The organism is Acinetobacter sp. ANC 4973, assembly GCF_002135275.1.
Taxonomy (GTDB): Bacteria; Pseudomonadota; Gammaproteobacteria; order Pseudomonadales; family Moraxellaceae; genus Acinetobacter; species Acinetobacter kyonggiensis.
On sequence record NZ_NEGM01000006.1, the window covers coordinates 25,724 to 37,883 of the forward strand.

The window sequence follows — 12,160 nt, forward strand, 5'->3', positions numbered from 1 at the left end:
CTTATTTGACGATGTTCAGCCTGTGTCTTATTCCAGCCGTGGTTTCTGCTAAAACCATTATGATTGTTGGGGACAGTATTAGCGCAGCATATGGCATGCAAGCAGAACAAGGTTGGAGCTATTTATTACAAAAACGTTTAGACCAACAGTATCCGAAAAAACATAAAGTGGTCAATGCCAGTGTAAGTGGTGAAACCACCAGTGGTGCTGTAGCGCGTTTGCCTAAATTATTACACACCTATAAACCACATATTGTGGTGCTTGAATTGGGTGGAAATGATGGTTTACGTGGTCAATCGCCACTTTTGATTCAAAAGAACCTCGCCAATTTAATTCAACAAAGTCAGCAAGCCAAAGCGACTGTGATTATTTTAGGCATGAAAATTCCACCCAATTACGGCACAGCGTACAGTCAAGCTTTTGAAAAAAATTATAGTATGGTCAGCCAACAATACAAAGTGAAATTGATGCCCTTCTTTTTAACAGGAATTGCTGGCAATAAAAACCTGATGCAATCCGATTTGGTTCACCCGAATGCAAAAGCGCAAAGCATTTTACTGAACAATGCTTATCCCTATATAAAAGGCGCTTTATAAACTAATGCTAGTCAGTTAATAGATTTTACAACTAACTCCTTAGCTTTTTAGTTATTCATGACGGAGTCTTATATTGGTTAAATCAAATACTTGGAGCTCATTTATTACTTTGGATAAGCCCAAAGTAACCAAAGGCATTTGTCATCAGCAAAACTCGTCAAATACCTTTTATTGATCAATTAATCGCAGAAACCTTACTTTTTCAAAGTAGTCTTGCCTCGAACAGTTGCAGATGACGTTTCCGCGTATCAAATAACATCATGAATTTAAAATAAAAAAGCCGGTCAATTTCTTAACCGGCTGACATTAGGTTTATAAACACTTTCTTATGAATCATTGAAATTTATTTGATTTTAAAAATCAAAGAACAAAACTTCACCTGTTTCTAAAGAATACTCTGCACCAACGACTTTTAACTTACCTTTAGCAATCAGGCTTTCCAGTACAGCAGAACCATGACGCAACTGATTCACAGATGCAAAAACATTGGATCGTACCGCATGTTTGGATAGTTTAGCCAAATCATCCTTCAATTCTGTCTGCAACAAAGTTTCAACCGATGGGCGCACACGGTTTACAATTGACATTAAGTTTTGTGATGGTGGACTGGCAGGATTCATCAATGTATCAATCGTGGCTTGAATAGCACCGCAATGACTGTGACCTAAAACCACGACGACTGCACAATCATAACGTTCAGCAGCAAATTCAACACTCCCCACCTGAGAAGGTGCAACCACATTGCCTGCGACACGAATCACAAATAACTCCCCAAGCCCCTGATCAAAAACCATTTCAGCAGGCACACGAGAGTCTGAGCAGCCTAAAACAATAGCAAACGGGTTTTGGTCTCCCGCCATTTCTGCACGTTCCTGATGGCTCAGTTGTTTATGATGGGTCGTCTCGCCAGATACAAAACGTTGGTTACCAATTTTAAGACGTTCTAAAGCTTCTTGAGCTGTTAGCATTTCTTTCCCACCAGAATATTTTGAAGTTGGAACATTTTAATCGCTGTAAAAATGAAAGTCACTTGCAAAAACGAATAGCTATCGAGTTTATAATGACGTTACAAAAAAATTTATTTCACATAAAAAATGAATCTAGTTCACACTTCTAAGCTTTCGAGCTACCCAATTCAACAAACAATACAGTGACATTTTCTTAATAATACTTACAATAAGCTATAGACATTTCTAGAAAAATAAAATGCAGTCTAAATTTAGATTATTTTTATCATATCCTCTATAAATATTATCGTCATGAACACATTAAGGATAATGATCAATGATACAGCCACACTCGATTTTATCTCGCATCTTAAGCACGATGTGTTTAGCACTTGCAATCAGTGTGCCTCATTTTTCATATGCAGCAACCAATAAAGTGACCGATGCACCGCTTTCTTTACAGAATTATTTCGCCAAAGAGCGTCATGCAGCAGGCTTACGCAGTAAAACTATAAAAATTGATGACATTACTTGGAGCTATAGTGAAGGTGGTTCCAGCAATAAACCTGCTGTATTACTCATTCATGGCTTGGCAGGAAATCGTGACAATTGGAATGGCGTAGCACATTTTTTAACGCCTTATTATCATGTGATTATTCCAGACCTTCCCAGCAATGGCGAAACCAAAGTTGCAGATAATTTTGATCTCTCTGTGCCCAATGTCACTGAACGCTTACGTCGTTTTGTTGAAGCAATTAATATCGAAACTAAACTGAATATTGCAGGACACTCACTGGGCGGATCAATTGCAACCATCTATGCCTCACAGTATCCCTTCGATACTCAAAGTTTGTTTTTACTCAATAGCGCAGGAATTTATAAACAAGCCAATACAGCCTATACCAAAGATCCTTATTTTTTAAAAAATTTGATTGTTTCTAAACCAGGTGATTTAGAAGATGTACTCAGTCAAGTCATGCAAACACCACCAGAACTACCACTTTACTTTAAAAAAGCACAAGAAAAAATGTTGATTTCACAATCTGCACAAACCCGTAAAATGATTGATCAAATCGTGACACTCAATCGTATTTACACCCCTGAGTCCTTTGCCCGTCTGACACGTACCATTGAAGCACCGACACTAATTCTCTGGGGCAAGCAAGATAAAATTATTAATGTTGAAGCAGCAAGTGAATTACAATCTTTATTGAAGCGTGCAGAAACGCCTGTGATTTTAAACAATGTCGGTCATATGCCGATTTTAGAAGCAGAACAACAAGTGGCTTTACACTATTTACCCTTTCTAGCAAAAACCCAAAAGCTAAAAAACCCACTTGCTGATAAACTCATTCCTTTAAATTAGCTTCCAGAGACAGTATGCAGAAACACCCGATGATTGAGCAATTAATAGATGCTCATCTTGACTTTTTAGCGCAAGAGTTTTCGCATGCTGCCACCATTCAAAGCGAATTTCTAAATTTTTATCATTGGTTTAGAAAACAAACCTTACAGAACATTTGGTCATTTGAACACATCAATGCCCTGTTACAAAAGCAAATTTTAGCCACGCCTGCCAGTCCTGTTCTCATTGAGCAAATTGCTGAACACCTTCGTTTTGCTTTAATTCATCCTGCCAATGAAAACACGCTAATTGCCGATGTAATTCCCGTGCTCACCGTCGATAAAATTGCCCAATATGTGGCAAGTAAAAGTGCTCATCGTCAGCGTTTAATTAAAACTGTGGTGAATAGCCCTGCCTTTTCAGCCATGATTACCCAATTAATTCAGCACTCTATTCAAGATTATTTAGATAATTCTGTCATGGCTAAACGCATGCCGGGTATGTCCAGTTTTATGAAAATGGGCAAATCTGTTTTAGAAACGGTCACAGATTCCAATTTAAATGACACCATCGGACATTATTTACAAAAAAATATTTTGAAACTGAGCCAAATGAGTGAGCATGTGCTCAATCAACATTTTGATGATGACAAGCTGTATCACTTTCAGGCCAATCTTTGGCATAAAATTAAAGATATGCCTTTAAGCGTCTTGAAGAACTATATTGAAATTCAAGACCTTCCCAATACTGTCAATTTAGGGCATGAAATTTGGGATCATATCCGTCAAACAGAATATTTAAAACAACAGGTTCATGATGGCGTTTATGCTTGGTATGTACGTAATCAAGAACATAGTTTTGACTTATTACTTCGTGATTTAAATATTGATGAAGCGCTGATTCAACAAGAATTACAGCATTTATTAGCCCCTGTGATGCAAAATTTGGTTTCCTCTGAATATTTACGTGAACGTGCCAGAGTGTATTTAGAGAAATTTTATTATGCTGAAACAGCGCAGAAAATTTTAAATATTCAGGCATAAAAAAAGCCGCTTATAACCACCAACTCTTCACAATTTATAACAAGAGGAACCTCAATTGAGGTCACTCTTGTTTTGACTAAAATAAGACTTAAATAACTTTTTCTCAAACAAATTAATGTATGCAAGACATAATCATTTTTGGATTGTTTAACTGAATGATTCTATCTTTTTACAGCAACAACTTTCATGCTGACAAGCCACTTCGGGGCTTAAATGAATCGCAAATCAAATTTTTAAGCTATGAAATTTGCATGCGATTAATCCATTCACACAACGTGTAGCAAAAGCTATATACTTTACCTCAAAAAATTAAACGGAATTTATAAATCCCCCCTATTCTAGATCATGTTTAAAATATTTTTATATAATTGATTAAATAAAATATTTTAATATAAAAAACCTAACTCATTATAGTTAAAGGATTGGCTCACCCTTACATTTTAACGATTTAGAATCAGGTTTTTATTTATTAAATTAACAATTAGAAAGAAGTTTTAATTGAAGCATAATAAGCTCGACCAGGTTCATTATACGTCTGACTATCTGAATTACTATTACGTAAAATTTGTTTATCAAACAAATTACTCACACCTATAGTAAGTTTTAAATGATCATTGTGTTTATAACCCATATTAATTCCTGTAATACTATAATTTTTTACAGATTCAGGATTTATACCATTATTCTGCTCAGTATTACTTTTCGCAAACTGACGTGGTTTTTGACGACCATATTGTGTAAATACAAAATTGGTATCAAATTGATCATTAATTTCATAATTAAAAATAGAATTAATGGTATAGTTCGGAATAATTGATAAAGGATTACCTGTTTTTTTATCCTTCGAATCCATCATATAAGTAAAGTTATTGGTCCAGTTAATACGATCAAAGTTAAGGCTAAGACTTCCTTCTAAACCTTGAACAAGTGCTTTCGGTGTATTTTCCCATTGTAAAATATTATAAATACCAATCGTATTTAAAACTGTAGTGCCTGAAGTTATTTTATCTTTATAGTCATTTCGGAACCACGCTAAACTTGCATTCACATTATCTTTATCGAACTGGATACCTACTTCTTTATTAACAGATGTTTCAGGTTTTAAATTTGGATTTCCTAATAAATAACAATTTGATAGTGCAACACCATTTGATTGAATTGGGCAACCATTTCCTCGAGTAGAAAGTAAATAGCCCTCGGCATTTTGATACATATTTGGTGCTTTATAGGCTTTTGCAATACCGCCTTTTAATGTGAAATAATCACCAAGTTTTTGCGTAATATTTAGACCAGGACTCCAATTATCACCTGATTTATTGTGATCATCAAAACGTACTGTCCATGCTAAATCAGTACTATCTGTTAAATGCATATTATCTTCAATATATACAGAATATATATTAGAAGACATTTTTGAACGATTACCCGAAACTAATTGCCCAGTTGCATCTGCCTGCCTTGTTGATGAAGAATCTTTAAATTTATCTTCAACCAATTCTGTACCCAAAGTTAATACTTGCGGCACATACAAATCGAATGGAATATTCACTTCACCAGATAATCTTAATGTATTTAATAAAGATGTTTGTTTATCAGTAAGTGTATTAATACTTCCTTCTGTACTACCAGCCAGACCTTCTAAATAACGTTTATTTCTAGTTTTGTCATATTGTGCAATAAACTTACTATTCCCCCAATCCCACTCTCCTTCATGAGTCAAAGCATAACCATCTTTATACATTGTATTCGTTTCAGTGCCGAGTAATTCTTTTAATATATTATTTGCATCTGCATCTGAACTGTACTGTGAATCACCTGCAAAAATATTACCTTGACGGCTTGCAGTAATATCCAAAGTTAACGCCTGATTATCTGTAACTTGCCAACCTAAACGAGCACCAATATCTTTATTTTTGACACCCTCTCGTCCAGCAGCTGTACTACCAATAGAATTATTTATATTCCAGTCATCACTCTCTGTTTTATTAAAATTACCATATAAACGATAAGATAAAATATCTTTGATAATTGGACCACTTACATTAAAGCCAACTCGATTAGATTCGCCTTCTTTAGAATCCTCAGGTTGATTGGTATATAGATCAACAGAACCATGTAATTCATTCGTAATTTTTTTTGTTTTAATATTTACCACACCACCAGCAGCACCTGATCCATATCTGGCAGCGGCAGGTCCTCGAATAACTTCTATAGATTCTATTGCATCAGCTGGAACCCAGTTTGAATCCCCTCTTGTATCTCGCTCACCACCCCACCCATATCGAACTGAATTCCGTGAGTTAATTGGTTTTCCATCAATCAGAATTAAGGTATTTTCTGGTCCCATACCACGAATATCAATTTGACGATTGTTTCCTCGTACACCACTTGAACTATTCCCTGTTAAGTTAACACCTGGCATACGTCGAACATATTCAGAAATATCATTGATGACAGGCAGTCTATCTAAATCTTCTTCTGTAATAACAGAAGCACCCAATGATTGTTTCAACTGTTCTTCAGCCGTTACGACTATAGTTTGTAACTTTATTGGTTCTTGAATTTGATTTTCACTTGAAGTCTCTTGTGAATCAGCAGCATGCGTAGCACCTATCATAAAGGAGAATATTGTCAGAGATAATGCAGATCGAATAATACGCTTGGTCATTCAAGGCCCCCAAGTGGCAAATAGTGGATAAGTATTGCAATTTTCGTTGCACAGTGTAACAAAAAGCAATCACATTGCAATCAATATTGATAATAATTATCATTATTCTTTAGTTTTATTTTTTGGATTTTAAACAAAATTAGCGATTTTCATCATAAATTTAAGTCTGACCTATATGTTCTCTGCACAATCTAAAACTGAGTTCAGCTCAAAAATTTATGCTTATTTTCTGCATAAAAAAACCTCCATAATTGGAGGTTTTCATAAACTTATTTCAAAAATTATTTAAAATAAGCACCCTCTGCCTGAGTATGATCCGTTTGGTCAACCACACGAGATAATTCAGGAATATGCTGTTTCAAGGTCGTTTCAACACCTTGTTTTAGTGTGACATCAATGGCTGAACAACCTTGGCAACCACCACCAAATTTCAATACAGCCGTTAAACCATGTTCTTCATCTTCAACAATTTCAACTAAAGCACAATTACCACCATGTCCAGCAAGACCGGGGTTAATTTCGGCTTGTAATACATAGCTAATACGCTCTTCCATTGAAGCATCTGCGCCCACACGTGGCACTTTTGAATTTGGCGCACGGAACGTCAATTGCCCACCAAAACGGTCTTTATTGTAATCAATCACAGCATCTAGCAAATATGGGATAGATGGCGCGTCAATATAAGCCGCAAAATTTGGATAATCTTGTTTATAGTCTGTAGGAATAATTTCTTCAGGCGCACTATATGCCATACAACATTCAGCACGTGGCGTACCAGGATTTTCCACAAAAACACGTACAGCAATACCTGGTGTATTTTGTTTTTCAAGTAAATCAAACAAATACTCTTGTGCTGTTGGCGTAATCAATAAATTTGGAATTTCTTCTGCAACTGCAGCGCTGATGTTCTCAGTCGACATAATAATATTTCCTCAAGCTGAAGTGGCTATTTTAACTGAAGATGCGGGGTAATAAAAAAAAATCAACTAAAATTGTCGGAATTATTATAAAATTTCATCTTAGCCCTTCATTTAATGGCATTATTAAAACAAATATCTAAAAGCTGAACCTTCACTTTATGCTAGATTTACCTTTTAACCATACTGTTAGCTTGATCCTCATTACAGTGGTTGTTTCACTGATTGCATTTTCAAATCAGAAAGTCATGAGCCGCCTTATTTTTTGGCCACCTGCAATGCAACGTGGGCAATATGATCGCTTTGTGACCCATGGTTTTGTACATGCAGATGGCGCACATCTAATCTTCAATATGATTACGCTGTTCTTTTTTGGCAGTGTAATTGAAAGTTTTTATCGACAGTATTTTTTTGATCTTGGCTTTGTTTTATTCTATTTAGGCGGTCTAATTGTCGCAATTATTCCCAGTTATTTAAAACATAAAAATGACCATCGCTGGGCCAGTCTAGGTGCCTCTGGCGCAGTTTCAGCAGTCTTGTTTGCGTATATTTTATTTGAACCGTGGAAACTGATTTTTGTTTTCTTTATTCCAGTGCCTGCGATTATTTTTGCCATTTTATATATCGGCTATAGCATTTGGTCTGGCAAACGTGGCAATTCGAACATCAATCATAGTGCCCATTTATGGGGAGCAGCTTACGGTGTGATCATGACCATCATTATAGAACCACGTGTGATTCCACACTTTTTAAATAAGCTGATGCAACTTCCTTTCTAAAATTTATGCTTCATTTATCAATACTCAAGGACGTTAAAATTCAGCGTCCTTTTTAGAGTAAAATCAAATTCTGATTATGTCATTAAATTTGATCACGGCATGCTTAAAAAGCTCTGAACGTCGTGCCAAATACACTGAGCTTTTAAGATGGTGGATTTAAAGCTTAAAGCGCTGTTGCCCTTCTTTCTCAAGACGCTAAAATCATTGTAAAAAAAATTATTTTAAAAAAGATTTACACAATTTTGTCATTAAATGCTACCCCATAAATCAATTTGGCATAGATAATGTAGACATCTGTATATTAACAATCAAAAAAACGAGATATTTTGCATGTCTACTTCATTAGATGGTCTTCAATTTCCAATCAATCCAGCCAGCAATAAAGCCAGCACATCCCAGACAGGTAAAGAAATTATTGCTGAAGCCCTTTCTATTGTTGACAATAAATCATCAATGGATGCACTCACAGAAAAAAATTGGCGTAAAAATTATCCTATCTATTTTAAAGCTTTGGTTGAACACGGTATTCGTAGCACCAAAAATCCGATTACCATCGCAAAACAAGGCTTACACAAGGCCCAACATAGCTTTGATTTTTATCGCAATGGTCAACGCTATTTACTCAAAGACATCATGAATGATGTCGATACAGCAAATTTGCATACCGTTCAGCTTAAAGGTGAAAGTCATGCTGCACCTGAATGGTATGTACCTTATAAAGGACAAAAATTGCAAGGTCAGGCCTTATTAGACCAAATTCAAACATGGCAAGATGCAGGAATTATTGAGCTTAGCCATGCAGATGCTTTACGTGCAGCACAGGCCCATCCTGAATGGTTCAATCTTTCTGACCGTACCATGGTCTTATTTGGTGCAGGCTCTGAAGCAGGCCCCCTTACGTGGTTATCTAAATGGAAAGCCAACATCGTGGCTGTCGATTTACCCAATAGCCGTGTTTGGGACAAAATTTTAAAGACGATTCAACAAGGCAATGCAACACTATATGCACCCTGCGCAGAAAAGCTAGATGAAAACACCCCAACTGCTACGCTGAAAAAAAAATTAGGGGCTGATTTACTGACTCAAACACCAGAAATTGCACACTGGCTGACTCAAAGTGAACATCAGCTTGATCTAGCAGCGATTGCTTATTTAGATGGTGAAAAACATGTTCGTGTCTCTATGGCCATGGACAGTATTATGCAGTACGTGAGTGAGCGAAAGGCTGACACCAGTTTAATGTTTATGTGTACGCCAACCGATGTCTATGCCGTTCCTAAAGAGGTGGTAGAGGCGTCACATGAGAAGTTCCAACAACGTTCTAAAACCCAGCAAATTATTAGCAAAAGTATTTCCACTGTTTCGGGTCAGCATTTCTTCAAAGAAAATCTAAAAACATTAATTTCTTCTGATAATGGCAAGGAATATGGTATTGCCGATTGTTTGGTGGTAGAACAAGGCCCCAACTATGCTTTGGCAAAACGCATTCAACAGTGGCGTGCAACTTTAGCTCGTCACTCTGGACAACGTGTCAGTATTAATATTGCACCCTCGACCACAACCCATTCGGTGACTAAAAATCCGTTATTAAAAGCTGCATTTAATGGTGCCAGTCTGTTTGATGTTGAATCATTTAGTCCAGAAACCACCAATGCGCTTATGGCAGCATTATGGGTTCATGACTTACGCAATCCTGACTCGGTTGCCAATCCAGAAACCCCTTTGGCCCATCCTTTAGAATTAATGATGAAAGGTGCAAACCATGGTGGTTTATGGCGTGTGGCTTATTTAGCACGTACCGCTCTGCCTTTTGCAGCAATCTATGGCTTTGCCAATGATAAATTACCGATGAAGAAAATATACGGATTATTTAAGAAGTAATTTTTATCTTTAACCGATTAAAGCTGAAACTCAGTTTTGGCTTTAATACAAGATGACTATTCACCATAGGTAGTTTATCTACTCTCTTCTAAGCGTCTGTAAAAGTCAGACCATATCAAAAAACCAATAAAAAACGCTGCAATTGCAGCGTTTTTTATTTCATATAGCTTGTTTAAACAAACTGTAAGAACAACCAATACAAACCACCAGATAAACAAATCGTTGCTGGTAAAGTAAAGACCCATGCAGAAAGAATGGTTTTCACTGTTGCAAAGTTTAAGCCTGATTTATTGGCAACCATAGTACCCGCAACCGCACTGTTCAAAACGTGTGTGGTTGAAACTGGCATACCAAAACCATCTGCCGCTGCAATGGTGGTCATTGCCACAAGTTCAGCCGACATGCCCTGACCATAAGTCATATGGTTTTTACCAATACGCTCACCCACTGTCACCACAATACGCTTCCAGCCCACCATGGTGCCTAAACCAAGTGCCAGTGCAACTGCAACTTTCACCCAAGTCGGAATATATTGTAAGAACGAGTCTAAGTTAGAGCGGTACTCTTTAACCACTTTGCTTTGTGCTTCCGACATTGCAGGTAACTGTTTATTTTTATCTAAACGCTTAAATGCAGTGCTACTTAAATACATGTCATTGCGAATAATAGATGTATCTGCTTCAGGAATATCTTTTAAATCACGATACTGAGCTACACGATCACCCAAATGATCCGTTAAGCTTGCTAGAGCAGGAATGACGTCTTTATTCATTTCTTTGGTTTGAATGTATGACGTCAAGACTTCACGTGCTTGAGTATCCGAAATATTGCTATGATTGGCGTACATAACAGTCGCAGTTTGATTTGATAATTGATCAAATGACTGAATATGTTGAGTATCTAAGTTTTTATTCAACGAATACGCTAGCGGTACAACACCAATCAGAATGAGCATAATTAAGCCCATACCTTTTTGACCATCGTTTGAACCATGTGCAAAACTGACACCGGTACAGGTAAAAATTAAGATGGCACGAATTAAAGGCGGTGGTGGCTTATTACCTTCAGGCGGTTGAAAAAGTTCGACTTGTTTTTTGAAAACTTTTTTCACTAACAAGAATACGACCGCAGCAAAAGCAAAACCAATTAAAGGTGAAAACAGCAAGGCTTTGCCGACTTTCATCACTTGGTCCATATCTACACCGCTGGCACCACTACCGGCATGCAAGATGTAGTTCATAATTCCCACACCTAAAATCGAACCGATTAAGGTATGTGAACTTGACGCTGGAATACCCAAGAACCAAGTCCCTAAGTTCCAAAGAATAGCGGCGATGAGCATGGCAAAAACCATGGCAAAACCTGCCCCAGAGCTGACATTCATAATCAACTCGACAGGCAATAAAGCAATGATGCCGTAAGCAACAGCACCACTTGCAACCATTACACCAAGAAAATTACAAAAGCCTGCCCACATCACAGCAACAGGTGCAGATAAAGCATTGGTATAAATGACTGTAGCAACCGCATTGGCAGTGTCATGAAAACCATTAACAAATTCAAAGCCTAAGGCAATCAAAAGTGCAGTGGCTAAAAGAATAACGGAATATAAACTTAAAGTTGGAACATGTGACAAATCAGCTGCAAGTTGAAAGCCGATGTACACCAAAGTAGAAATAATAACCGTTAAAAACACCGGCATAAAAAATTTCGGTGTGGCAACATGCACATTCGTCGATTTCTGTGGCACGGATTGCACCTGATCTTGGACGGGAGGAATATTAGAATTCATGCAGACGGTTCAAGGGGATAATAAAATCCCCTTATTGTTCAATTTAATTGTGACAATTATATGACAAAGAGGTGCCATATAAAGCCAAATTTTAACAATTGAGCTAATTTAAATCACTCCCGCTTTATTTTAGGGAGCTAAATTCTTTTAAATCCATCATTTTGCAATCTTTGAAGCTCAAAATAAATTGCG

At 36.9% G+C, this 12,160-nt stretch carries 9 protein-coding genes; 5 read left to right on the forward strand and 4 right to left on the reverse strand.

From position 1 onward, the window contains the following. The first annotated feature begins 11 nt into the window (after positions 1-11). The gene (locus tag B9T30_RS09345; RefSeq protein ID WP_413772568.1) at positions 12-596 is read left to right on the forward strand and encodes an arylesterase; all 585 of its coding nucleotides are present in this window, start codon (positions 12-14) and stop codon (positions 594-596) included. 353 nt (positions 597-949) lie between these two features. On the opposite strand, the gene B9T30_RS09350 is transcribed toward B9T30_RS09345, so the two are convergent. Then, complete coding sequence (locus B9T30_RS09350) at positions 950-1,564, reverse strand: carbonic anhydrase (RefSeq protein ID WP_086184745.1); 615 nt, start codon at positions 1,562-1,564, stop codon at positions 950-952. Between the two features lie 316 nt (positions 1,565-1,880). On the opposite strand from B9T30_RS09350, the gene B9T30_RS09355 reads away from it, so the two are divergent. Together B9T30_RS09355 and B9T30_RS09360 are read left to right on the forward strand one after the other, a co-directional pair. Beyond that, entirely contained in the window at positions 1,881-2,909 is a 1,029-nt protein-coding gene (locus B9T30_RS09355) for an alpha/beta fold hydrolase (RefSeq protein WP_086184746.1), read from the forward strand. 14 nt (positions 2,910-2,923) lie between these two features. Then, on the forward strand, positions 2,924-3,931 hold the full coding sequence (locus B9T30_RS09360; RefSeq protein WP_086184747.1) for a hypothetical protein: 1,008 nt from the start codon (positions 2,924-2,926) through the stop codon (positions 3,929-3,931). A gap of 481 nt (positions 3,932-4,412) precedes the next feature. Here the strand turns inward: B9T30_RS09360 and B9T30_RS09365 are convergent, their stop codons facing one another. Together B9T30_RS09365 and nfuA are read right to left on the reverse strand one after the other, a co-directional pair. Further along, positions 4,413-6,599 (reverse strand): FepA family TonB-dependent siderophore receptor, encoded by a 2,187-nt coding sequence (locus B9T30_RS09365; protein ID WP_086184748.1) that lies wholly within the window; start codon positions 6,597-6,599, stop codon positions 4,413-4,415. Between the two features lie 281 nt (positions 6,600-6,880). Further along, complete coding sequence (gene nfuA, locus B9T30_RS09370) at positions 6,881-7,519, reverse strand: Fe-S biogenesis protein NfuA (RefSeq protein ID WP_086184749.1); 639 nt, start codon at positions 7,517-7,519, stop codon at positions 6,881-6,883. 158 nt (positions 7,520-7,677) lie between these two features. On the opposite strand from nfuA, the gene B9T30_RS09375 reads away from it, so the two are divergent. Continuing rightward, positions 7,678-8,295 carry a rhomboid family intramembrane serine protease gene (locus tag B9T30_RS09375; protein WP_004648195.1) on the forward strand — a complete coding sequence of 206 codons (618 nt, stop codon included), beginning with the start codon at positions 7,678-7,680 and terminating at the stop codon, positions 8,293-8,295. A gap of 330 nt (positions 8,296-8,625) precedes the next feature. Then, positions 8,626-10,176: a hypothetical protein gene (locus B9T30_RS09380; RefSeq protein ID WP_086184750.1), complete on the forward strand. Its 1,551-nt coding sequence runs from the start codon at positions 8,626-8,628 to the stop codon at positions 10,174-10,176. A 172-nt stretch (positions 10,177-10,348) separates the two neighbouring features. Here the strand turns inward: B9T30_RS09380 and B9T30_RS09385 are convergent, their stop codons facing one another. Further along, positions 10,349-11,968: an inorganic phosphate transporter gene (locus B9T30_RS09385; protein ID WP_086184751.1), complete on the reverse strand. Its 1,620-nt coding sequence runs from the start codon at positions 11,966-11,968 to the stop codon at positions 10,349-10,351. Positions 11,969-12,160: the final 192 nt, after the last annotated feature.

What these genes read in the sequence shown, in the direction of transcription:
- B9T30_RS09350 (WP_086184745.1), bottom strand. Translation starts at nt 1,564, where the DNA reads ATGCTAACAGCTCAAGAAGCTTTAGAACGTCTTAAAATTGGTAACCAA.
- nfuA (WP_086184749.1), bottom strand. Translation starts at nt 7,519, where the DNA reads ATGTCGACTGAGAACATCAGCGCTGCAGTTGCAGAAGAAATTCCAAAT.
- B9T30_RS09355 (WP_086184746.1), top strand. Translation starts at nt 1,881, where the DNA reads ATGATACAGCCACACTCGATTTTATCTCGCATCTTAAGCACGATGTGT.
- B9T30_RS09360 (WP_086184747.1), top strand. Translation starts at nt 2,924, where the DNA reads ATGCAGAAACACCCGATGATTGAGCAATTAATAGATGCTCATCTTGAC.
- B9T30_RS09375 (WP_004648195.1), top strand. Translation starts at nt 7,678, where the DNA reads ATGCTAGATTTACCTTTTAACCATACTGTTAGCTTGATCCTCATTACA.
- B9T30_RS09385 (WP_086184751.1), bottom strand. Translation starts at nt 11,968, where the DNA reads ATGAATTCTAATATTCCTCCCGTCCAAGATCAGGTGCAATCCGTGCCA.
- B9T30_RS09380 (WP_086184750.1), top strand. Translation starts at nt 8,626, where the DNA reads ATGTCTACTTCATTAGATGGTCTTCAATTTCCAATCAATCCAGCCAGC.
- B9T30_RS09365 (WP_086184748.1), bottom strand. Translation starts at nt 6,599, where the DNA reads ATGACCAAGCGTATTATTCGATCTGCATTATCTCTGACAATATTCTCC.
- B9T30_RS09345 (WP_413772568.1), top strand. Translation starts at nt 12, where the DNA reads ATGTTCAGCCTGTGTCTTATTCCAGCCGTGGTTTCTGCTAAAACCATT.